Consider the following 22,691-nt stretch of genomic DNA (forward strand, 5'->3'; position numbering starts at 1 on the left):
GTCACTTGTCTCCTCCACTAAATGCGGTTTCGGCGCGCTGCTCGTCGGCTGGCAACGGAATTCCTAAGGTTCTTCTGATGAGCGCTGTTGTCAGCAAGACGTTGCCGGCGCTCTTCGAGACGCGACCACCGGACATCGCCCGACCCTCCCATACGGACGAGTTCGATCTATGCCAATCGATGTCTCCGAGTTGCTTCAGGATCTTTGGCCACTTCTTCTTGTCAGGTGTGTCCCGCAGGATGGTGTTGCCGACCTTGCCGAGTGAGTGCAACACGATGCCGTGGCTGTGTATGAAGTCCCTGCGGATTTCGCCGGCGCTGACTTCGCGTTGGCGAACTTGAGTCCACTCGGGGATGTACTTCGAGACGGTGTCCCAAAAGACCTGAGCCATCTCGACTTTTTGATCGAAACTGCTGTCATCGAGCCCGTCTAGAAGTGCGCGGTTTGCGCTGTACATTGCCGACAATGTGAACAGCTTCCGCGAACGGGTTGCCAAGTTGCTCGACTCGGTCTCTGTCAGATCGTTGTAAAAGTCGGACTGGAAGACAACGACGCGCGTGATGGCGGACAGGTCATCTCGGTGGTCGTACAACACACTGATCGATTTCGCGGGCCGGATGGCGTACCTGTTCAGGTCTGCAAACATCTGCTGACAGCGCTTGAGCCCGAGGTCCAGAAACATGACGATGGCGATGGTCTCGTCACCGAGATCTGGGTTTTGGCTCAGAGCTTCCTGTATAGCCGCCCGGCGATGCTGTCCGTCGTTGATAACGAATTTGGCTGCCATAGGGATAGTGAGGGTGCCGATGCGGTCGTTCGGTCCACCGCCGCCGAAGGGCTCGAACGTGACGTCCGCGTCGACGGAGGCCGTGAGCGCAGAGAAAACGTAGCTGTCCGGATTTTCGACCACGTACCGAGCGATCTCCGGTACCCGTGCCTTGTTCAGCGTCCTCTGCGCACGCATCTCCGGGACAAGCTCCTCGTCGTCGAACAGGAACAGGCGAGGTATTAGTCTCAAGGGGCACATCGTCACGAAGTAACCCCGCCCGGCTTGAACCCCTCGGATGGCGGGGAAGACGTACTCGAAGCCCGGGCTTCGAGCTACCGAGCTTGACTGCTTGACCATGTCTCTCCAAAGGTTGGTCGGGGATGTACGGAACTATACATCCGAACAACACGCCATATTTAACGAACACGTACGTCAATTTTCGCGTACAGTCTCGGGCATGACGATAGCTCCAGGTACCGACAACTCTTCGTCGAGCGACGCCGCTGCGGCTCCGGTGTACCTGGATTGCGCCGCGACCACACCAATCGACCCTGTTGTACTAGCCGAGGTGGTCCACTATTTGCAGGAGGATTTCGGCAACGCAGGTAGTCGTACTCACACTTACGGGCAGCGCGCCAAAGAGCGAGTGAATCGCGCACGGGAGCAGGTGGCGGCACCGGCAGCTGCAAAACCCGATGAGGTAATCTTCACCAGCGGTGCGACTGAGAGCAATAATCTCGCACTCCTGGGACTGGAGCAAGCAGGACGCGCTTCAGGCCGGATGCACATTGTCACAACGCAGATCGAGCACAAAGCAGTACTGGAGCCGATCCGCGAACTCTCGAAACGAGGTTTCGAGGTGACGGAGGTTGCTCCAACGTCAGGCGGTTGGGTGTCAGCCGTAGACATCTTAGCGGCCGTACGTGAGGATACATTGCTGGTCTCGGTAATGGCTGTAAACAACGAAACTGGAGTTATACAGCCAATTGCAGAAATTGCCAAATATCTCGCTGATCACCAGGCATATTTGCACGTCGACGGGGCGCAAGCATACGGAAAGTTGTTGTCGATGTTCGACAACAAGAGAATTGATCTAATTAGCGTGTCGGGGCACAAGCTATTTGCTCCGAAAGGCATCGGAGCCTTGATTGCTCGGAGACGGGGATACAGTAGGATCCCTTTGAAGCCACTGCTGATCGGTGGTGGTCAAGAGCGGGGGCTTCGATCCGGCACCCTGCCCGTAGCAATGGTGGCAGGTCTGGGTACGGCCGTTTCGCTCGCTGTGAGACAAAATTCTTCGTGGAATATGCACTGTCTGCGCCTTCGTAAAGGTCTAATCGAAGCGATCGAAAACCTGAATTTTCAAGTAAATGGCGATCTCGATCGTATAGTCCCTAACATTCTGAGCTTTTCCTTGCCTGGCTTAGATTCCGAAGCTGGAATTGTCGCTTTGAAAGAACTGGTAGCGATCTCCAACGGGTCGGCTTGCACATCAGCGAGCTACGAACCGAGCCATGTGTTGGTCGCAATGAATTTAGACAGAGAGCGGATCGACGGGTCGATGAGGTTCTCATGGAGCCACTTGACGCCGGAGCCAGACTGGCAGATGGTTGCGGAACGCCTGATGCGTACTCGCCTCCCTTCACTGTAAGCCGGGAGAAGCCGCAAACAGGTAGGTGGCTGTCGTTTGTGTCTGCCCACGGCTGGATTGCCGTAAGGTCAAGTCGTTGATACTACGATCAGTGTGGGTCCGGTGCATCCCGTGCCTAAGCCTGCTGGTCACGACTTGGTGAGGTACTACTTGTTGTCAGATAGTGCATCTCTTGACTTCATGCAGTGGATGCGTCGCGCGGTTGGACGCCTGGCCGAACGATACGGCGTTCCCGATCATCGTGCTTTTCCGGTTTGGGGAATGACTCACATTTTTGATGTCGAGGAAGACACTGCATTTAATGAAACGGACACGCTGAGCATAGGCGACGGCGGGATCGATGGTTGGTTCATGGATGAGGACAACTTGGTCCTGCATCTTATGCAAGCCAAATATCCAGAAAACGAATTGGCATCGACACCTCCTGGATCTCTCCGTAGTTTATTGAATGGCGCACTTTTCCTAAGTGACGCTAAGGCCGTCGCAGACAGTGTTCACGCGCAAAAGCTTAATGTTATCGCTGATGCCTTGAAGAGAGCAATTGACGATGATTTCGCAATATCTTTAGATTTCTTGATCGCGGGCAAAGTGTCCGATCAAGCAAAGAGGGAACTTGAAATCGCGGCAATGGCGGCCAATCCAAGATTTTCAGTGTCCTTCTATGACATAGATAAACTGGAGGAAATATGGATCGCTAATGAACCCATTGGAGATTTGTCCGGTAAGTATGTCGACTTCATTCTATCTGGGAAGGATGAGTTTTACGATCGTTCAGGTGCACCCGTCTCTGGAGTTAGTAACTCGGCCATCGCTGCTTTAGACGGCAAGTCGTTGGGTGATGTTGTAGCCGAAAATGGTCCCCAGCTTTTCCATGCTAACGTCCGATACTATCTTGCGAAGAGTAATCGCGTGAATAAGAGTATGATAAGAACCTTGGAAGATGAGGTGGGCCGTTCGGCATTCTGGCTCTACAATAATGGTTTGACGATTGTAGTGGACAACTATGAATTTGTATTGAACGATCAACAGAATATGGTTCTCCGAGCTTTGAATCCGCAAATAGTAAACGGCGCGCAAACATCTTCCGTCCTCAAAGAAAGAAGGCATTCGTTGACCGCCGGGGTTGTGTCTGTGCAAGCTCGGATTATCGCGATTGACAATTCTGGGGCTGGGAAAAACGCCTTGCTGAAAATTTCAGAATTCACCAACAGTCAGACGCAGGTGAAGCTCAGTGACCTCAGGTCTAACGACGAGAGGCATCGAAAAATTCAAAAGAATTTTGAATCATTGGAAGTGCCGTATTTTTATGTGCGCAGAATGGGTGAGTGGAATGCGCTGACTCCGGCTCAAAGGGCCACATTCGGAACACGACGCGTCCCGAAGGATGCCATAGGCCAGTCCTACTTGGCGTATCGCGGAAAGCCGGCCGACGCGATAGGAAAGAAAGAATCAATTTACGGCGAGAATGAGAATCTTGCTTTCGATTCGCAGACTCCGGCAAGTGTCTTTCTGTTAGCATATGAAATATTTATAGCAGCAGATGAACTTCTTTCAAAGGGAAGTAGCTTGAATCGGCTGGTCCCTTCGCTGTTTTCTGGGGATGAACCGTCCGAACAACTGAAGGGTTTTACGAGGTCTCGTAAGCTCGTGGCGGCCACGGTGACCGCCCTTGCTGCTGAGATACTGATATCCCGGTACAGCGGAATTGGGGATGCACGGGCAAAAAAACTTCGGGCTCTGTTTAGCGATCAGCCCGAAAAGCTGGAAGCCGTTCTGCGAAAGTGCTACAAGGTACTTTGGGTGTGGTCGATGTCGCTCGGGAGTCCGACAGAAATCCGTTCAGCACTCCAGCGTCCGTCCTCCTTTACTGAGCATCTGCGGGGGCACCTGAAGAATGAGCTAGCAGAGTACGATATTGAAACCTTGTTGCCTTCGTTGGGTTAATAGTTGGAGTATTTGTTGTCACGCAGCGATACCGTAGGCTGCACCGTCGCCGACGAGCTCAGGCACCAGAGGGCACAGTTTCCGGGCTCAGATCACTCCATCCGCATCATTCCCACGCAGAACGTAGCAAACGGCAGCGGCGGAAGAATCATGACGCTGGTTCATGTCCACTCCCGGTATCCACCGGAGTCGGCACCGCATCTGAACCCGAAAAGGAATGGCGCATGCGGGCGCCCGCACGTGTCGGACGTGATTTGCGTGACGCTCCGACCGTCAGCCGCCCTTGCAGTACGCTGATTGTCTGGCACGGTCTCACTCGGTCGGCGGGGGAGATGATTAGTTGGGTGGTGTTGTGTTCGCGCGGCCGGTTGCTGCTGGTGCTGTGAGAGATCTGCGTCCGGAACCCGTCGCGCCCCAGCTGCTTGCTGTGACACTGAGTCTGTACGGCAAGGTTGCGTCCATGTTCTTGCATCTAATCGCGGCTTTCGTGTCAGTGCCGTGCGGCAAACTGCGCACCTTAAACGCTGAAGACTGCGCGCCCAGTGTCCACCTGCTTCCCATAAAAGTGCGTGGAGCGCTTTCGCTGCGGTATGCCGGACGGTACGAATGTCGACGTCTAGGCCTTATTCCCGGGCGTGGCGGTCATGAGACCGGGTCGTCCTCGGCGAGGGGCTCGGTGTATCGGGGGTCCAAGAGCTAACAAGATCGTTCTCTCGCGTCCATGGCGACGCTGTCGAGAAGCATTCGAGATCGCGAGTGGCGATTCTGCCGGTTGGAGTCGTCGACGTAGGGATTAAGTCGAAGTCGCCCTTCCGTTAAGCGCTTGGGATTGCATCGGACCGCAAGGTGATGACCGTTCCGAGGGCTTGGGGTCTGCTCGAATTAAAATCGATTGGCGATTAGTGCATCTGGCCGGCCCGTTCACGTGACCATGCCTGCCCTGAAGGCAGCCAATGCCGCTTCGACTCGATTGCGCACGCCGAGTTTCACGAAGATCCCGGAGATATGGGTCTTCACCGTCGTCTCGCTGAGGTACAGCTCGGAGGAGATGTCCGCATTGGTCGAGCCAGTAGCCAAGATGCGCAACACATCTCGCTCCCGCGGGCTCAGCACGTCCATCGACACCGATGCCGGAAGCGCCGGCAACATCGACGCTGTCACAATTTTCCGCAGCGAATCCTCACTGAACAACGTGTTGCCCGATGCCACCGCTCGAACCGACTGATGGAACGTCTCGGGTGCCTCGCTCTTACTCAGGAAGCTGTGCGCCCCTGCCTTGATCGCCCGTACCACCAGATCGTCCACATCCATCGCGGTCATCGCAATGACCTTCGGTGGGTGGGCCAGCGTCATCAACTCGCGGGTGGAGTCAAGTCCGCCGACGCGGCGCATCTGAAGATCCATCAGAACAACGAGCGGCCGGAACGCCTCCACCGCGGCAGGCACCTGGTCGCCGTCCTCCACATCGGCGACCACCGAAATGTCCGGGGTCTTCGCGAAGATGTCCGTCACTCCACGCCGAACGAAGGGGTCGTCGTCGACGATCAGAACGGTGATCACGGCTGGTGCTGTCATGGTGCGCTGAGCTTAGAACGCGCATCCGACACCGTCCGTCAGGAGTACCACGGCAGCCAGCACGACACCACGAACTCGCCCGGCTGCGCGCCGGCACTGAACGTGCCGCCCACCCCGCGGGCCTGTTCGGCCAATCCTGCCAACCCCGTACCCGCCCCGTGCTCGAACGCCGGTTGACCCATCAGCTGATTGCGCACATCGACGCTCACGCCCGCCTGATCGGACCCGTACACCGCTACCCGAATGGTGGAACCGCCAGCGTGCTTCTGCGCGTTGGTGAGCGATTCCTGCACCACCCGATACGCCACATGACTGCTCGCAGCCCCGATTTCACCGGGCGTCACGTCGAGCATCATCGTCGTGTGCAAGCCCGCGTCCCGCGCCGAGTGCACCAGATCAGAGATGCCCTCGACGCTTTGCCGACCACCGCTCGAGGCATCGGCCGATCCGCGCAGCACGCCGATGATGCGCTTGAGCTCGTCGAGCGCATCGTGGGCGGTCTGCCGAATCATCGATGCAGTTTGGGCGACCTTCTCGGGTCCATCGGCGCTGTTGACTTGCATTCCGCCTGCGAACAACGAGATACGGCTGAGGCTGGCAGCGAGGGTGTCGTGCATGTCGCGGGCGATGCGGGCACGTTCCGCATTCAGCAGCATCTCCTCACGAAGTGCGTTAGACTCCACCGTCACTTTGTCTCGCGTGACGACTGCCTCCGTCAGATCGGACCTTGTGCGGCGCAGTATTGCTCCACCCACGACCAACCCGACGAGCACTGCCGCGACGACCCACGGAATCCACGCCGGGACGTCCCATTCCACCGGCATGGACCCATCCTCGGCCTTCGTCGAACCGATGGTCAGGACGGAGTAGTACCGACTGCGATGCGCGTCGTACGTCAACGACACCCCGCACGCGACGTACGCCGCGGCGGCAGCAATCACGAGCGGCTTGGTTCGTGCGAACGCACCGACAGCGAACAGGGCAATCAACGCCGCGGTCGCATCGGTGGCGAAGAACAGCGGCCCGGCCAACGCCAGTCCCAGCACGACCCATGGCCGTTCGTGTCGCCAGATCAAGGCGACACCGGCGATCAGGTTGAGCGTGATGCCGATGCCGAGGTTCCAGCCGGGTGTGCCGGACGCACCCGCCAACCCGGCGGTCATCAACGAGCAGAACAGGCTGTAGGCCACCGCGGCCGTCGTCCAGGCTTTGCGGCGCAGGGTGCCTGTCCGATGGGTGCTCACGAGGAGAAGCGTACGGCCGAGCACCGACACTGCGAATCGTCCGAATGGCTCGCATGGCCGATCGGATGCGACCGAAAGGACGAGGCACACCGACCGGTCAGCCGAGGCGCGGACAGGGTCGACTGCGGTGTGGTTGATGCATCGCCGAACGAGAGGAATTTCGACATGACCAACCACAATCCGAACCCCCAGCAGCAGCCGTACGCCCCGCCCGCTCCCGAGCAGAAGAAGAGTTGGTTTGCCCGACACAAGATCCTGACCGTCATCCTGGCGATCGTCGTGCTGGGTGTCGTCATTCGGCTCATCGGTGGTGGTTCGTCGGAGAGCCCGACAGCTCCCGCGCCGGCCGGATCTTCGGCGTCGGAAGAAGCGGCTCCTGCGCCCTCGGCCGAGCAGACCCAGCCGGGTATCGGAGTCCCCGTGAGGGACGGCAAGTTCGAGTTCGTCGTCACCACGGTCGCACCACCCGTCGCGACGGTCGGCTCGGAGTACCTGACGCAGACCGCGCAGGGCGAGTATGTCCAGGTGATGATGACCGTGCGCAACATCGGCGATCGTGCGCAGAGCTTGGACGCGTCCTCGCAGAGATTGCTCGACGCCGACGGCAAGCAGTACTCGGTCGACAGCCTCGCGACTGCTTACCTCGACGAGGGCATCGGCTACGAGCAAATCAACCCAGGCAACGCGTTGGATACAACTGTGGTGTTCGACGTCCCCGTCGGGACCGTGCCTGCTGAGATCGAGCTGCACGATTCGGCCTTCTCGGGCGGAACGACGGTCGCCCTCCGGTGATCGACGCGAACAGCCCTTCTAATCTCTCCCAATCCAACTCACTAGTTGCAGTGTCGGCTGCGACCCGAAGGAGGAAACTATGACCAACGCTCAGCTGTCCCTCGTCGCCGCACTGCTCGACCGGTCAGGCTCGATGCATTCCATCGCCGACGACACCCGGGGCGGATTCGACTCGTTCATCGCAAAGGAGCGTGAGGCCGACGGTCGTACCGTGGTCACGCTCGCGCAGTTCGACAACCGGTACGAGCTTGTCTACAACAATGTGCCCATCGAGGACGTCGACCCACTGGCGCTCGAGCCACGGGGCGGTACTGCGTTGTACGACGCGATCGGCCGGCTCGTCAGCGAGGTCGGTGCAGGGCTGGCCGCGACACCGGAGGACGAGCGCCCGGGCTCGGTGACGGTGCTCGTGATGACCGACGGTCATGAGAACGCGAGCGGGGAGTGGACGAATTTTGCTGTGCGGGAGCTGATTCAACGGCAGGAGGTTGAGTACAGCTGGGACTTCGTGTTCTTGGGATCGAACATCGATGCCGTCGAGGTGGGTGCCGATCTGGGCTTTCAGCGTGGCAAGTCAATGACGTACGTCTCGACGTCGGTGGGTGTGACGGCTGCCTTCGATTCGGTGGCGGACTACCAGCATCGGAAGCGCTCGGCCGGTGTCGATGCGAGTTCGGATTCAGCCTTCACTTCGGAAGATCGCAGACGGGCGCGAGGGGAGTAGGGGCAGTCTCCTACGTCCCCCTCGGCGGTGGTCAGCTCGGCCCTGGGGGTCTCACCAGGCCACCGAGCCGGCGTCGTCGAAGAACCCGCCCCGCGGGCCGTCGTCGGGCAGGGTGGCGAGCTTCAGCGCGATACGGGCACCCTCCTCCGGCGTGCGTGTGGATGCGAATCCGGTGAAATCGTTGCCACGTAACCTGGGCAGCATGCATTCACGATCACCGCAGTGTCCACGAGCTGCCGTGCGTACTGCACGGTCATCGCGTTCACCATGGTCTTGGATGGAGCGTATGCCGCCATGATCGGGCCGGTCTGTAACGCGAGCGAGCCCATGTTGCTCGAGACATTGACAATGCGTGGTGAGGCAGATCGAAGAAGTGCCGGAAGTAGTGCGTTCGTCACTCTGATGACCCCGAATACGTTGGTATCTAATGTAGTCCGCAATACGTCGATTTCCAGCGTCGTCGGATTTTGTTGGTCGCCGCCGGAAATGCCGGCGTTGTTCACCAGTATGTCCAGGTCGTCGATCGAGGCGGCGGCGGCAGCAACGCTGTGGTCGGAGGTGACATCGAGGGGGACTCCGAAGGCGTCGATGCCCGCAGCACGAAGCTTGTCGACCGCGTCCTGTCGTCGTGCATCGTTGCGCGCCCCGACTCCTACTCTGATTCCCTGCATTCCGAGTCCGTGTGCGATAGCAAAGCCGATCCCATTGTTGGCACCGGTGATCAGCGCGGTCTGTGTCGTCATGCGGTCCATGGTCGGCGTCGAGCGCAGGTGCGTCCAATACCGATCGACCAACCAGTGATACTCGACGGGTATCACAGCTACGCTGACGGAGTGGACGATCTCGAAACACGCGAACTCCGGTACTTCATCGCCGTTGCCGAGGAGCTGCACTTCGGGCGCGCAGCGCAACGCCTAGGGATCGCCCAGCCACCGCTCTCGCGAGCGATCAGCAGGATGGAGCGCCGACTCGGCGTCGCCCTCCTGGATCGGAATCGTCGTGGAGTCGCACTCACTGCTGCCGGTGCCGTGCTCCTGCGGGACGCTGCGGTAGCGCTCGACGCTGTCGCTGCGGCAGCGCAGCGAGCACGAGCCGCCGGTGCCAGGGTCAAACTGGTGACCAAAGCCGGTGCGTCGCACGAGCTCCTACGCCGCGTTCTCGAAGCGCACCCCGCTGACGTGGATGTCATGTTGTGTGAAGTCGGTGAGCAGGCCGGATATCTTCGCCGCGGTGATGCCGAAGTGGCGTTGATGCATCGTCCCGTCGATGACCTCGTCGGGTTCGACTCCGAGGACCTCCTCACCGAGGGACAGGTCGCGATCGTTCCGCGTGATCACCCCTTGGCCTCGAAAGACGAACTGAGCATGGACGATATCCGTGACGTTCCGGATCTGCCGATGGCCCGATGGCCGCAGCTTGACGGGACCTATCCGAAGGGGCCCGGGCCTGAGGTGCGCGCTCAATCGCAGATCGCTCAACTGGTCGCGCTGGGCCAGGCGCTGCTGGTCATTCCATCATCGAGTCGGGCGTGGCAGTGGCCCGAGCACGTGGCCGTCCCTGTGTCCGATGCGCCGATGATCACGACGGTCATCGCGTGGCCGTCCGGAGTCCGATCGCCAGCGGTATCGGCATTGGTCCGGTCGGCCGTCGGCGCTGCGTTCGAGTGACGGACCGCAAACTTGGGCGATGACAAGTGAATCCTCGTGGTCTCGATGTGTCCATCGGCTCACCTCCACTGATTAACTAGGGATAGGCCCGCCCCAATCCACGGAGATCACCGCCCGCTTTGCCAAGTGGGAACCCCTTCCGACGGAGCGTCTAAGTGCCTGGTGCCAAACTCTGCCGAGCTATCCGCCGATTTGGTTCGGGATATTTCCATGCTTGAGGCCCGAAGGCTGGTACTCGGGAGTGGATACGCGAGCAGTGAAGTGTGGATCGTTCTCGCGAAACGCGCTGAGGCAGTGGGCTTCACACCACGAACGTGGCTGATCATTCGGCAGAGTCTTGAGACGGCCTATGTGGAGGATCGGTGTTGTTGCATCCTGAGAGCATGCCCAGGCGGCGGGGAGACGGTGGTGGTCGACCCCGTAGTTTCTCCAGGTGGCCATGGCTGTTCGGGGCGGGGTATCGAGCTGGAGCGGCGACCTGGCAAGCGTTGTTTCGCTGAGGTCATTCATCGCGGTTCGACGGACCGGGCATTGGCGGGACCGGTTTTGCTGCTGCCGCTAGAGAATAACTTCATTCGGAATCTGGACGAGTCTTAGTTTTGTCTCTAGCGAACTCGCTGAAATCGAACTGCATTCCTTTGGCTTCATCTCTCAGGTCGCTGAGCAGCGCCCCGTTGCGGGCCAATCGCCAATTCTTCCAGCCATTAATTGAGTACTGTACGCATTCGCCGAGGGCTGTCGATAGTGCTCCGTACCGTTTGTGTCCAATTAATATCGCACCGTCCGATTCTATCGTTGCTCTATGGAGAATATCTTTTCGCTTTTCGTGATATACGATTTCTTCGCCAGCCTCAACGATGGAAAGTTCGATTAGCAGTTTCAGATCCTCCTCGTGGTGCTTTCTGGTTCTCTCCACAGGCGTACTTCGAGCTGCATTTTGGTTCGAGGTCCCGGCGCTTCGGTCGATTGCGGCTTGAAATTTGCTAGATGCATCAACCGTGGAAGTCTTTCGTTGTTCTTCCGGTCTATTCGTGGAAGATGGACGCGACACTGGCGAGTGTGTATCTCCTAAAATCTTGTACTTATCCCTATCGTTGGATATCGGCACTTCGGCCTCTTGGAGTTGTCTCAGCGTCAGACCGGTTGCGGTCTTCCATTCGGTTCTTCCGTTTCGGCTACTCCCGCAAATTACGGTTGCTGCCGCAGACGGGCTGTCAAATATGTAAGTCGACTTCAGTACCACCTGGCCAGTGGAATCTTTACGAAGAATGCCGTCTTGTTCTAGCTGCAGGCGAGTTTTTTCATAGGTGCCCATTTGGCCTTTGCTGCTCCGGCAAATTGAGCCTGCGAACACAATAAAGCCCCTGGCGTCGTCTCGCCCTTCCGCATGAACACCGTTTCCGTGTATGTATAAGGTTTGCCGGGTTTCGGACGGGGTCGTTTCTCGCACGTGAAGCTGCCCGGAGGGGGTAATGGGAGGTTTTGCTTTAAATGCGGCCGTGCCCGTGTGCTGATCAGGCTGGACAATCGGCGCGGTTGCGCGAACTGTATCAAATGCGGAGACGCCTACTAGTGGGAACAGGTCCAGTGCCTCGCTGAGAAAGAGCTCAAGGTCGGATTCGTCTTCCTCGCCGAGATGTATGGGATCGGGCGATGTACCGTTTTCGAGCTGTACTAAACCCGCTTCATTTGCAATCGCGATCAGTCTGGACTCTAAATACCTAACGTGTGCCTTGTTCAGGTGGTTGTTTTGAGTTGTAAGCACAAAACCTTTTGTCCAGAAGTCCTTATTCTTGTGATGTTTGTCTAATCGACTTGAGACGACATCTGCTTCGCCGATGTACAGTCCGTCATGCCGCTGTCCTTCTTGGAGCCGGCCCATGAGGATATAAATGCCAGTCATCTTCATTTCTGGGCGAAGGCGCGCTACTGAATACTCAGAACGTGAGAAAGCGACAAGTGAGCCCGTCCAGCCGGGCCGGGTTACTACACGCATTCCTTCCGGGTGTCCATCTGTGAGGAAAATGCGGATAGATTTTCCGCGGTTCGGCGCGTTCATCGAGCCCTCCGGCTGGGAGTAAGGAACATTTGCAGAGAGCTTATCACCGGCTGTTGATACTCAGGTGAAGTCGATCCACTCCAGAGGGCTGTACCCGGGCCATACGCTTGGGTTCCGCGCTCCTACGCCCAACGGTCACCAAGGCAATCATATTTTGCACCCGCAGTACCCCCCGGCTGGGAGCTCGATTATGTTAGGCGACAGAGTTGCTTGGCGAGACGGACCCGCAATTGGCCAGACTGCACTCGCGGTTCGAGCCACTAAACCCCAGTAACCGTCTAAGATTGGGTGCCGCTAGACCGCCATCCTGCTTTGGCCGTGTTCTATTTCCGGGTGCGGTGGAAACTCGTTGGCGAGTCAGTAGGTCGGCTCGCCGGGGAGTGTTCTGCTCACCGGCCGCCGTATTTCGAGGTGATGCGACTCTCCAACCGCTGCAGCGCAATCGTGGGTGGCAGTGCCATCACGAGGATCAGCACAACCGTGCCCATGATGTTTTCCATCCGCACCAGGCTGACGTTGCGCAGGAGTTCGTAGCCGATGCCACTGGATGACGAGAACATCTCGGCGAGAAGCAGTCCCAGGAACGCCAGGCCGAAGGTCATGCGCATACCCGTCGCCAATGCCGGAAGCACTGCGGGAATGACGATCTGACGGATCAATCTGGGCCAGCTCACCTGCAATGACGCCGCCATCTTGAGATGGATTCTCTGGACCGACGCCGTGGCCTCGACGGCGACGAGGAACATCGGGATGAAGGCGGCGTAGAAGGAGAATCCGAATCGGCTCAGTGCGCCGATACCGAGGAACGACAGGAAGATCGGGTACAGCACGATCTTCGGAATGCTGTTGATCGAGTAGACGATCGGGGCGATGGTTCGGGTCCAGAACGGGCTCAGGCCCAGCGTCAGACCCAGCAGGGAACCCACGACCGTACTGGCCAGAAACGCGAGCACAAGAATACGTAGCGAGTCGCCGACATTGGCGCGGAAGTCTGCCTTGCCCAGGTCTTCGACGAGTGAGGCCATGGCCTCGGCGGGCGTCGGGAAGATGAGACTGTCGACGAGAACCGCCGAGACCCACCAGATCAGTACCGCGACGACGGCCACGACCAGAGGAGGGAGGAACCGTCGGGCGTTGGTGCGGCCTGCGGACGAGACGGCTTTCGGGTGAGTAGTCGGGGCGGTGGCTACTCTGTCCAAGGTGCTGCTCATCAGCGGCGCCTCCAATCGAATCGGTTGAGCGCGAGCGAGATCAGCGAGGTCGAGAGCAGAGCGATCAGCGCCACGATGAGGATCCCGGCGTACATGTCGGCGATGTCGAACCCGTCGTAGGCAATGGAGATGAAGTGGCCCAGGCCTTGAGTCGACAGGATGAACTCACTGGCCAACACCGAGATGACGGCGTACGAGAGTCCCAGCTTGAGTCCGGTCACGATGCTCGGCAACGCATTCGGAAGCAGCACCGATCGGAAGTACTGCCACCGCGTGAGCATCAGTGTGGTTCCGAGCTTGGTGACGATCGGAGAGACCGCATTGAAGCCGGTTCTTGCATTCAACGCCACCACACCGAACGCGAAGATGGTGGACAGAATGGCGATCGGAGCCACACCCGCACCGAACAACACCACCATGATCGGGTACAGCGCGAACGTCGGGACGGCGTAGTAGACGTTGAGGTACGGTTGAAACGCTCTGTCCCACAGCTCGTACCGCCACAGGACGTAGGCTGCGGCGACACCGAGTACGGAGCTCAGCACGAAGGCAAGGACGATGATCCCCAGCGTCCGGCCCAACTCGTCGATCAGGAAGTCCGGGTCGGTCAGCAGGCTCAGTGACGTCGAGATCATGTCGGTCACCGGAACGATGTCCAGTGGTGAGGCAAAGAACCGTGCTGAGATGTCGATGGCCACCAGTGCCGCGGCGAGGATCAGCACGGTCCATCCCCATGCAGGGAGACCGAGTTGGGTGGAGGGGGCAGGGCGGATGTATCCGGGGACCACGGAGGCGCGCGTGTTCTCGCGCGTGGGCGCACTCATGGTTCAATGCTCATCGTCTTCTTGGCCTCGTCCCGCAGCCGCGACCAGATACGTTCGTGCAGAGCTACAGCGTCGGGACTGGCCAGCACGTCTTCGGACCGTGGACGCGGGAGGTCGATGTCCACCTCGTCGATGAATCGACCGGGCCGCGCACTCATCACCAGCACGCGATCGGACAGCAGTACTGCTTCCTGGATGCTGTGGGTGATGAACAGGACTCCACACGTGAGCTTTTCGACGATCTTGAGCAGCTCGTAGGACATGACCAGTCGGGTCTGCTCGTCGAGTGCGCCGAACGGCTCGTCCGCGAGAATCAGGTCGGGCTCCATGGACAGGCAGCGCGCGATGGCCACACGCTGGCGCATACCGCCGGACAACTGGGTGGGGTAGTGGTCGCCGAACTTGCTCAGCCCCACGGTGTTCAGCAACTCGTCGGCGCGGGACCGACGTTCCTTCTTACCGACGCCGCGGACTTCGAGAGCGAACGCGACGTTGTCGCGGACGGTCCGCCACGGCAGCGTCGCCGATTCCTGGAAGATGACTGCGGTCTTGGACCGAGGGCCGGTCAGTGTCTGGCCGTCGACGTGGACGGTACCGCCGTCGTGATCCTGTAGTCCGGCAAACACCTCGAGCAGAGTGGACTTACCGCAGCCACTTGGGCCGACGACGGAGACGAATTCGCCTCGGCCGATGGACAAGTCGATCTCGTGGAGGGCAGTCACATCACCGAAGCGCCGCGACACCGACGATGCGACGGCGATGGCGGAGGTGGTGTCGGGGCGGGGTCGAGTCGCTGCGTGAGTCACGTCGCTACCTTCTGGTGGTGGGAAATTGCTGTCAGGAGTCGCAGTCGCCGGGCAAGTCATCTTTGACTCCCTCAGCGAGGAATTCCGGGTCGAACAGAGTGCAGAAGTCGGGTTCGCGGTCACTGCCCGATGCCTCCACTCCGTCCTGCGCGGACAGGACAGACGCTGTGTCGAAGCCGCCGCCCCACGTGCCGACCGAGGACGCACGTTCGACCACTGCGGTGGCCGACTCGACGTCGAATCCCGTGTACGCCGCGTAGATCTCCGCGGCGGCAACAGGATCGGCCTCGATCGACGCGACCGCCTCGGTGTAGCCGGCGTTTATGGCTCGTACGACGCCGGGATTGCTCGCGGCGTAATCCTTCGTTGTGGTGATCGTCGACTGCAGGAACCGCGACATGTAGTCAGGGCTACTGACGATCAGCTTGAAGTCCTCCGGTCGCTGCTCGGCGACGATGGAGGGGACGAGGGCGATATCTACGTTGCCGGCTTCGAGCAGTGCAAACCCCTCGCCGATTCCGCCGGAGGCGACCCGCTCGATCTGGCCGGCGTCTACGCCCGCGAGTGAGGGAATGAGGCGGGTGAGGGCGTCGGAGGCCGAGTTGGGTCGGGTGTAGGCCCAGCGGCGGACGTCCTCGATGGAGTTGATGTTGGGGTTCGAGGCGAGCGCGTAGAAATTCATCGGGTACGGCCCCTGCGTGCCGCCGCCGACGATGCGCAGTTCGGAGCCGGCCGCGTCGGCCTGGACGATCGACGGGTAGCTGACCTCGCCGATGGGGATGTTGCCGTCGAGCAGCGTGCGCATGGTCGCGCTTCCGCCCTTGCCCGGCACGATGTTCTCCACGATCACGCCGTGCTTCTCGAACAGTCCCTGCTTCTGCGCGACAAGCCAAGGGATGCTGTAGATTTCGGCCGCTGCCGAGACGGTGACATCGATCGTGACTGGGTTGTCGGGGTCCGCGTCGGGACCGGGATCGGATCCACAGGCCACCAATGCGGTGGACAGCGTCAGTGCTGCCATGATGGACGTGGCTCGGCGTAAATGCATCTGCGTCCTCGCTGGATGATCGGCGTGACGGTGCCGAAGTGGGAGTGTCGGCTGTCGCATCTTCACCCGTAGTGAGACGTACGTAACAGCTAATACCCACCTAAACATAAGATGTTTAGGGCGTCAAGGTGAGGTAAAATCGGACAATGCCACGAGAACGGCCGAGCAACTCATGCTAAAGATCTGAGGTATGCGGTGGCGTGGCCTGATGCCAGTTGTTCACCGACTGATAGCGCTCGCCTACACCGAACAACGCACCCTCACGATGCGCCGCAGCGGTGAGTTGAGCTCCCACCGGCATGCCCGAGGACGGGTGGAACCCGACCGGCAGAGCGAGCGTCGGACCGTCGTGCAACGACCACGGATACGTGAATTGTCCCATCCGGCGCGAGAGCGCAACAACGTCGTCGCCCCCGTCCCTCGGGGGAACATCGACGGGCATGGCCGGGGTCAGCACCGCGTCGACAATCTCGAACGTGGCGGTCATGGCCTGACGGAACCGATCGCGGCCGGTGAATGCACGGGCACGGTCGGACTCGGAGATGCTCAGGCCCAGCGCTATTCGCTCGTACGTCGCGGCTTGGAAGCGAGAAGGCTCGGTGTCGAGCCGGTGCCGATGGCGGCGAGCGAGGTCGCTGTAGACGATCGTGTAGACGATGTCCTGAGCATCGGCGGCATGCCCCAGCTCGATGGGGACGATCTCGTACCCCAGTTCGGCGAACGTGCGCACCGCGGCCGCGACGGTCTGCGCGACGCCCGGATCCACGTCCGCGGTGAGGAAGACGCTGGGGACACCGATGCGTGTCACGGCGAGCGGTTCCGAGGGGCTGGGGGACAGGACGTCGAACAAAGCCTTCACCTCGGCCACCGACCGCGCCATCGGTCCGACGGTGTCGAATTGCTCGCTCACCGGGAACACACCGTCGTTGCTGATCGATCCCCAACTCGGGCGTAGACCGGTGATTCCGCACGCCGCGGCGGGGAGGCGCACCGACCCGCCGGTGTCGGTGCCCAGTGCCGCGTCGACCAATCCAGCGGCGACGGCAATCCCCGAACCGCCGCTCGATCCGCCGGGCACCCGAGCGGTACTCCACGGGTTGTACGACGGTCCCGCAGCCGAGTTCTGCGAGGTGACGCCGACGGCGAACTCGGCCATGTTCAGTTTCGCGACCACCGACCCACCTGCGCGCCGCAGGCGGGTGACGACTTCGGCATCAGCGTCGGCAACGTTGTGCTCGAAGAACTCCGACGCGCAGGTGGTCTCGACGCCGGCCACGTCGATGTTGTCCTTGACGCCGATGCGCAGGCCGGACAGGGGCCCCGGGGTGTCGTTCCGGTCGTCGATCCACCGGACGACACCGCCGAAGGTCCCGTCCTCGATCAGGCTGCGCTCCGGGCGCGCAGCTCGGCCGTCGCGTCCTCGTCGACCGTCCACGAATCGGTGTTCACGACCACACCGTAGTCGCGTCGAGCATCGTCCTCGGTGAGGTACTCGTCCCAGACGTCGCTGAGCACCTGGAAGGGATCACGCTCGAACGGATTTCCGAAGCCGCCGCCCGAGGGCAGTTTGATCTCCAGCGTCTCACCGGAACGAATCGTCTCTTGAGTGACCTTGGAGTACAACACTTCCTCGCGGTCGGTCCCGGCGTTCCTGGTGAACGAGCCGGACACACCGTTGTGGCCACCGAGGGCTCCGGCCGGCGGATCCGACCGGTTGTCGGCCTCGGAACCGAGGAACGTATCGGTCTCCATCAACCACTTGCGCACACTGCCGATACCGCCGCGCCACTTGCCCGGTGCGGGAGCCTCGTCGCGCAGCTCGTACCGCAACGCACGCATGGCGTGGTTGAGCTCGAGTTCCTCGATCGGGTTGTTGCGAGTGTTCGCCATCAGGGCGTCGACGGCGTCCATACCGTCCTTGCCATTGCGGCCACCGTAGGAGCCCTCGTTGATTTCGATGTAGACCCAATAGGATTCGCCGTCCGGCGCGATGCCGGAATAGGCGATGGCACACAGAGCGGCGGACGATCCGGCGATGGCATGATCCGGAAGCACCGGGGCCAGAGCGAGATTGATCGAGTCGAACACCCGATTCACCTGTGAGAACCGTGCGAAGCACGACGCGGGGAAGTCCGGGTTGAAGATCGTGCCCTCGGGGGCATAAGCCTTGACCGGGCGGAAGCACCCGTCGTTCTGAGGAACGAATTCCTCGGTCAGGTCCTCGTCGAGCAGAATCGTGCGAATGGCCGAGACGGCCACCGGCAGAACCGAACCCTCGAACGGGACGTTGAACGCGGTGGGCACCTGACTGTTCGAGCCGGTGAGGTCGATGAGAATGTCCTCGCCCTCGACCTGCACCCGCACGGCCACCTTCAGCGGTTCGCCGCGGTTCTTGCCGTCGTCGTCGAGGTAGCCGATGGGCGCGGTGTAGCTGCCGTCGGGAATCTCTCGAATCTTTTTGCGCAGCATGGACTCGGAGTAGTCCATCCAGCGTTCGCCCGCGCTCATGACGGTGTCGAGGCCGTACTTCTCGAGCAGCTCGGTGAATCGCTTCTCCCCGATCCGCGAGCACGCGATCAGTGCTTCGAGGTCGCCGCGGTTCTGCTCCGGGGTGCGGACGTTGTCGAGAATGTGCTGGATCAGGTAGTCATTGCGGACCCCGGCCTCGTAGATCTTCATCGAGTCCATCAGCTTGCCCTCGGCCCACACATCGACGACGTCCATGCACAGGCCGGGGAAGTTGCCGCCGACGTCGGACACGTGCCCGGTGCACCCGGCGAAGCCGATGTGCTCGCCCTGCCAGAAGATCGGGATGATCACGCCGTAATCGGGGGAGTGAGCCGCTCCGTGGTACGGATGATTGTGCAGCACCACGTCTCCGGGCTTGTACGTTCCGGCGAGGCGACGGTTGACACCCTTGATGTACGCCGGAATCGAACCACAGTGCATCGGAGTCGAATCCGATTCACACAGTTCACGCCCGTTGATGTCGAAGATGCCCGCGCCGAGGTCCTCGGACTCTCGGATGAGCGACGAGTACGCCATGCGGTAGAGCACCTGGGCCATCTCCTTGGCCATCGACTGCAGGGCTCCGCCGATGACGCGCAGGGTGATGGGATCGACCTCGACGTCGTTCCAGGTTCGAGTGGATTCGCCCGCCAGTGACACTCCGGTGGTGGGCATCAGCGCCTTGCTCATGCGGGGTTCCTCTCGATGATGATGTGGCCGACGGCGTCGACGGTGGCGTGCTGATTCATGCCGATGATCGTGGTGGAATCGAACTGTTCGACGATCGCCGGACCGTCGATCTCGTTGTTCGCCAACAACAACGACCGCTCGTATACAGGGGTGTCCACCCACTGCGGCGCGGACGTCTCGTCCTGCCAGAACAGTGCCTGGGTGGTCGTCTTGATCGCGGACGAGGAGTCGGCGGAGCCCACGGCGATATCGGCGATCTGTACGTGCGGGACCGCGCCCACGCCGGTGACTCGGACGTTGATCAGCTGTACGGGCTTGTCGTCGAACCGCTGTGAGTACGTACGTCCGTGCACCTCGTGGAATGCCTCGGCGACGGTCTTGACCCACACGTCGTCGATCTCGCCGTCCGGCGCAGCGACGCGGAGTTCGTAGCCCTGACCGACGTAACGGCAGTCGACGCTGCGCTCGAGCGAAATGTTCTCGGCTGCAACGCCGTCCTTCTCGAGCTGCGCGACCGCGAGCGCGGACAGGCGCTCGATCTGCTCCTGCAGGAGTTCGATGTTCGGGTCGGCGGACGACGTCCACACCGTCGTCGGCTCCTCGTAGCGGATGTCGGTGGTGAGCAGGCCGACAGCGGAGGTGATGCCGGGGTGACCGGGCACGATGACCCGCGGAATACCGAGCTGGTCGGCGATCTGCCAGGCGAACAGCGGACCGGCGCCGCCTTCGGCGATCAGTGAGAAGTCGCGCGGGTCATAGCCTTTGCGCACCGAGTGCAGGCTGATCGCCTCGGTCATGGAATGGGCGAGGATCTTGAAGATGCCCATCGCGGCGTCGTCGAGTGGGGTGTCGAGCTTGTCGGCGATGTGCGTCTGAATTGCTTCACGCGCCAGCTCGGGCTTGACCTCCATGGTTCCGGACAGGAAGCTCTTCTCGCGCAGCCATCCCATCATCACCATGGCGTCGGTGGAGGTCGGTTCGGTGCCACCGTGTCCGTAGCAGGCGGGGCCCGGAACGGCACCCGCACTGCGTGGTCCGACGCGGAACATCCCCCCGTCGTCGACCACGGCGATGGAACCGCCGCCGGCACCGATGGTGTCGACCTCGGCCATGGGCACCATCGCGTGATAGTCACCGATTCGGGTGTCGAGCAGATGCTTCATGCGCAGGGCACCGTCGGGGGCCACGCCGACATCCGCTGAGGTGCCACCGACATCGAGGGTGATGACACTGGGGAACCCGGATGCCTTACCGATGGCGCAGCCACCGAGCAGGCCGGCGACCACACCGCTTGTCAGAAGTGAGACGGGGATTTCGCTGGCGCTGCGCGAGGTGACGAGCCCGCCGGCCGACGTCATCAGATGCACGTCCTCGCCGACCTGTGCCGCTTTGGCCTTGCCGGCGAGGTTCTCGATGTACTTCGAGGTCTTGGGTCCGATGAAGGCGTTGAGCGCTGCGGTCGAAAAGCGTTCGTACTCGCGGTATTGCGGAGCCACCTCGCTGGAGAGGGAGATGAAGACGCCGGGAAACTCTTCTTCGATGATGGCTCTGACGCGCTGCTCGTGCGTGGGGTTGCGGTACGCGTGCAGGAATGCGACGGCGATGGCCTGCACACCTCGCTCACGTAGCAGTCGAACCTGATCTCGCACAGCATCTTCATCGAGCGGGGTGAGAATATTTCCTGCAGCATCGATGCGTTCCGGGACGACGCGACGGTTGCGTCGCGGCACGAGCTGCCACTTCTGCCACGGAAGATCCTGGTAGTTGGAGTAATTGAGAGGACGCTTCTTGCGCGCGATGTGCAGCAGATCGCGGAAACCCTCGGTGGTGATCATGCCGACGTCGCAGCCGTTGTGCTCGAGCACGATGTTGGTGGCCACGGTGGTGCCGTGGAAGAACATGTCGATTTCGGACGGGTCGATCCCGGCACGTTCGGCGAGAACCTTGATGCCGTCCATCGTGCCGATCGAGGGGTCGTGATTGGTGGACGGGGTCTTGTGCACGACGACCGTGCCGTCGTCGTCCCACAGGACGAGGTCGGTGAACGTGCCGCCGACGTCGACTCCAATGCGTTTCATGCTGCGTCCGTTCTGTCGGTGCCCGAGGGGAGCGGGAAGGCCTGCTCCGCGTGTCCTACGAAGTCGTGGGGTCACTGCTGAGGTGACATGAGTCATAGTGCTGATGATCGACGGTAAAAGCAATACCTCTGATGTATTGCGTCGGCTTTGTCCGGATATCGGCCTAGATTCGGGTAGGTGTGCGTGGTTTCTTGCTAAAAAGCGGATGTATCGAGGGTTGCGATCTCCGCATCTCGGGGCATCGGCCAGGCTAAGCTCGAGCCGACCGGTCAGTAGAAACAGTCGAGCGACATCAGGGGGAAGACGTGGCCCAATCGGCTCCGCTCAAGGCGACCGCCAAGAGTGTCCCCGCGTATGCGGTTCTCGCCGGCCATCTTCGGAGCCGCATTCTCTCCGGTGAGCTGCAGCCAGGAGAGCGGCTACCCGGCGAAGCCGAGCTCACCGCCGAATTCGGCGTCGGGCGTAGCACTATTCGTGAAGCCCTCCGGTCCCTGGCCAGCCAGAACCTGATCGAGACGACCAGGGGAGTGACCGGGGGAAGCTTCGTCGCCGTCCCCAGCGTTGGGCACATCAGTGAGCATCTGGAAACCGGTGTCGCCCTGATGGCCGCCGCGGAGACCGTCACCGTCGACCAGCTCATGGAAGTGCGCAACCTGATGGAGGTTCCGGCGGCGGGCATTGCCGCGTTCCGCCGCACCGACGAGCATCTCGAGCAGCTCAACGCTACGATCTTCGACCCCAATCAAGTGCAGGGGCCCGAGACGTTCGCCAAGAACCAGGAATTCCACCTCGTCTTGCTCCGCGCAGCCCACAACCCACTGCTCGAGCTCATCACCGCACCCGTCTTCCGTGTCCTGTCCGGCCGTTTCGGCCGCGACCATGCGCCCGAAGGCTTCTGGAAATGCGTCGACAGCGACCACCGAGGACTGCTCGACGTGGTGGAGGCCGGTGACTCGATGGCGGCCATGGATCTGATGCGTAAGCATCTCGACCACCTCGGTGACTCGTACCGACAGATGGATCGACTTCGTAATCCGTAAACATCTGCTCTTTACCGAGTCGATTCAGGTGAAGTCTGCTGATTACCGGTTTTCTCGAACC

The 22,691-nt window shown here is 60.7% G+C and carries 18 protein-coding genes; 6 read left to right on the forward strand and 12 right to left on the reverse strand.

Annotated elements, in window-relative coordinates:
* Position 1: 1 nt before the first annotated feature.
* A complete protein-coding gene (gene dndB / locus J2X62_RS22725; protein WP_283542286.1) occupies positions 2-1,126 on the reverse strand; it encodes a DNA sulfur modification protein DndB in 1,125 nt (374 codons plus the stop codon).
* 100 nt (positions 1,127-1,226) lie between these two features.
* On the opposite strand from dndB, the gene dndA reads away from it, so the two are divergent.
* Complete coding sequence (gene dndA, locus J2X62_RS22730; RefSeq protein ID WP_283542287.1) at positions 1,227-2,420, forward strand: cysteine desulfurase DndA; 1,194 nt, start codon at positions 1,227-1,229, stop codon at positions 2,418-2,420.
* A gap of 111 nt (positions 2,421-2,531) precedes the next feature.
* Positions 2,532-4,364 carry an AIPR family protein gene (locus tag J2X62_RS22735; protein WP_283542288.1) on the forward strand — a complete coding sequence of 611 codons (1,833 nt, stop codon included), beginning with the start codon at positions 2,532-2,534 and terminating at the stop codon, positions 4,362-4,364.
* 921 nt (positions 4,365-5,285) lie between these two features.
* Here J2X62_RS22735 and J2X62_RS22740 read toward each other — a convergent pair.
* Both J2X62_RS22740 and J2X62_RS22745 read right to left on the reverse strand, forming a co-directional pair.
* On the reverse strand, positions 5,286-5,939 hold the full coding sequence (locus tag J2X62_RS22740) for a response regulator transcription factor (protein ID WP_283542289.1): 654 nt from the start codon (positions 5,937-5,939) through the stop codon (positions 5,286-5,288).
* A gap of 38 nt (positions 5,940-5,977) precedes the next feature.
* On the reverse strand, positions 5,978-7,183 hold the full coding sequence (locus tag J2X62_RS22745; RefSeq protein WP_310183520.1) for a histidine kinase: 1,206 nt from the start codon (positions 7,181-7,183) through the stop codon (positions 5,978-5,980).
* Between the two features lie 165 nt (positions 7,184-7,348).
* Here J2X62_RS22745 and J2X62_RS22750 point away from each other — a divergent pair, with 165 nt between their 5' ends.
* The gene (locus J2X62_RS22750; RefSeq protein WP_283542291.1) at positions 7,349-7,975 is read left to right on the forward strand and encodes a DUF4352 domain-containing protein; all 627 of its coding nucleotides are present in this window, start codon (positions 7,349-7,351) and stop codon (positions 7,973-7,975) included.
* A gap of 79 nt (positions 7,976-8,054) precedes the next feature.
* On the forward strand, positions 8,055-8,699 hold the full coding sequence (locus tag J2X62_RS22755) for a VWA domain-containing protein (RefSeq protein ID WP_283542292.1): 645 nt from the start codon (positions 8,055-8,057) through the stop codon (positions 8,697-8,699).
* Positions 8,700-8,821: 122 nt separating this feature from the next.
* Here J2X62_RS22755 and J2X62_RS22760 read toward each other — a convergent pair whose 3' ends face one another.
* Positions 8,822-9,442: an SDR family NAD(P)-dependent oxidoreductase gene (locus J2X62_RS22760; protein ID WP_310183523.1), complete on the reverse strand. Its 621-nt coding sequence runs from the start codon at positions 9,440-9,442 to the stop codon at positions 8,822-8,824.
* A gap of 90 nt (positions 9,443-9,532) precedes the next feature.
* Between J2X62_RS22760 and J2X62_RS22765 the strand changes: the two genes are divergently transcribed.
* Complete coding sequence (locus J2X62_RS22765) at positions 9,533-10,366, forward strand: LysR family transcriptional regulator (protein WP_283542294.1); 834 nt, start codon at positions 9,533-9,535, stop codon at positions 10,364-10,366.
* 571 nt (positions 10,367-10,937) lie between these two features.
* On the opposite strand, the gene J2X62_RS22770 is transcribed toward J2X62_RS22765, so the two are convergent.
* The 8 genes from J2X62_RS22770 to J2X62_RS22805 all read right to left on the reverse strand — a co-directional run bounded on the left by J2X62_RS22770 (position 10,938) and on the right by J2X62_RS22805 (position 21,590).
* On the reverse strand, positions 10,938-12,425 hold the full coding sequence (locus J2X62_RS22770; protein WP_283542295.1) for a DUF4357 domain-containing protein: 1,488 nt from the start codon (positions 12,423-12,425) through the stop codon (positions 10,938-10,940).
* 389 nt (positions 12,426-12,814) lie between these two features.
* Positions 12,815-13,636, reverse strand: coding sequence for an ABC transporter permease subunit (locus J2X62_RS22775; protein WP_310183527.1), 822 nt, complete (start codon positions 13,634-13,636; stop codon positions 12,815-12,817).
* Complete coding sequence (locus tag J2X62_RS22780; protein ID WP_283542297.1) at positions 13,636-14,460, reverse strand: ABC transporter permease; 825 nt, start codon at positions 14,458-14,460, stop codon at positions 13,636-13,638. Before J2X62_RS22780 ends, J2X62_RS22775 begins: the two co-directional genes overlap by 1 nt.
* Positions 14,457-15,221, reverse strand: coding sequence for an ABC transporter ATP-binding protein (locus J2X62_RS22785; RefSeq protein WP_052061252.1), 765 nt, complete (start codon positions 15,219-15,221; stop codon positions 14,457-14,459). The genes J2X62_RS22780 and J2X62_RS22785 overlap by 4 nt, the downstream gene beginning before the upstream one ends.
* A gap of 76 nt (positions 15,222-15,297) precedes the next feature.
* A complete protein-coding gene (locus tag J2X62_RS22790; RefSeq protein WP_032383278.1) occupies positions 15,298-16,314 on the reverse strand; it encodes an ABC transporter substrate-binding protein in 1,017 nt (338 codons plus the stop codon).
* Positions 16,315-16,489: 175 nt separating this feature from the next.
* Complete coding sequence (locus J2X62_RS22795) at positions 16,490-17,749, reverse strand: amidase (RefSeq protein ID WP_310183532.1); 1,260 nt, start codon at positions 17,747-17,749, stop codon at positions 16,490-16,492.
* Entirely contained in the window at positions 17,695-19,512 is a 1,818-nt protein-coding gene (locus J2X62_RS22800) for a hydantoinase B/oxoprolinase family protein (protein WP_032379729.1), read from the reverse strand. The genes J2X62_RS22795 and J2X62_RS22800 overlap by 55 nt, the downstream gene beginning before the upstream one ends.
* Positions 19,509-21,590 carry a hydantoinase/oxoprolinase family protein gene (locus J2X62_RS22805; RefSeq protein WP_310183536.1) on the reverse strand — a complete coding sequence of 694 codons (2,082 nt, stop codon included), beginning with the start codon at positions 21,588-21,590 and terminating at the stop codon, positions 19,509-19,511. The genes J2X62_RS22800 and J2X62_RS22805 overlap by 4 nt, the downstream gene beginning before the upstream one ends.
* A gap of 305 nt (positions 21,591-21,895) precedes the next feature.
* On the opposite strand from J2X62_RS22805, the gene J2X62_RS22810 reads away from it, so the two are divergent.
* On the forward strand, positions 21,896-22,630 hold the full coding sequence (locus tag J2X62_RS22810) for a FadR/GntR family transcriptional regulator (RefSeq protein ID WP_222059271.1): 735 nt from the start codon (positions 21,896-21,898) through the stop codon (positions 22,628-22,630).
* Positions 22,631-22,691: the final 61 nt, after the last annotated feature.

Source organism: Rhodococcus sp. 3258 (genome assembly GCF_031456475.1).
Taxonomy (GTDB): domain Bacteria; phylum Actinomycetota; class Actinomycetes; order Mycobacteriales; family Mycobacteriaceae; genus Rhodococcoides; species Rhodococcoides fascians.

Bases quoted from the DNA above. Each gene is read 5' to 3' on its own strand.
- J2X62_RS22750 (WP_283542291.1), top strand. From the start codon at position 7,349: ATGACCAACCACAATCCGAACCCCCAGCAGCAGCCGTACGCCCCGCCC.
- J2X62_RS22805 (WP_310183536.1), bottom strand. From the start codon at position 21,590: ATGAAACGCATTGGAGTCGACGTCGGCGGCACGTTCACCGACCTCGTC.
- J2X62_RS22755 (WP_283542292.1), top strand. From the start codon at position 8,055: ATGACCAACGCTCAGCTGTCCCTCGTCGCCGCACTGCTCGACCGGTCA.
- J2X62_RS22740 (WP_283542289.1), bottom strand. From the start codon at position 5,939: ATGACAGCACCAGCCGTGATCACCGTTCTGATCGTCGACGACGACCCC.
- J2X62_RS22780 (WP_283542297.1), bottom strand. From the start codon at position 14,460: ATGAGTGCGCCCACGCGCGAGAACACGCGCGCCTCCGTGGTCCCCGGA.
- J2X62_RS22770 (WP_283542295.1), bottom strand. From the start codon at position 12,425: ATGAACGCGCCGAACCGCGGAAAATCTATCCGCATTTTCCTCACAGAT.
- J2X62_RS22800 (WP_032379729.1), bottom strand. From the start codon at position 19,512: ATGAGCAAGGCGCTGATGCCCACCACCGGAGTGTCACTGGCGGGCGAA.
- J2X62_RS22790 (WP_032383278.1), bottom strand. From the start codon at position 16,314: ATGCATTTACGCCGAGCCACGTCCATCATGGCAGCACTGACGCTGTCC.
- J2X62_RS22760 (WP_310183523.1), bottom strand. From the start codon at position 9,442: ATGACGACACAGACCGCGCTGATCACCGGTGCCAACAATGGGATCGGC.
- dndB (WP_283542286.1), bottom strand. From the start codon at position 1,126: ATGGTCAAGCAGTCAAGCTCGGTAGCTCGAAGCCCGGGCTTCGAGTAC.
- dndA (WP_283542287.1), top strand. From the start codon at position 1,227: ATGACGATAGCTCCAGGTACCGACAACTCTTCGTCGAGCGACGCCGCT.
- J2X62_RS22775 (WP_310183527.1), bottom strand. From the start codon at position 13,636: ATGAGCAGCACCTTGGACAGAGTAGCCACCGCCCCGACTACTCACCCG.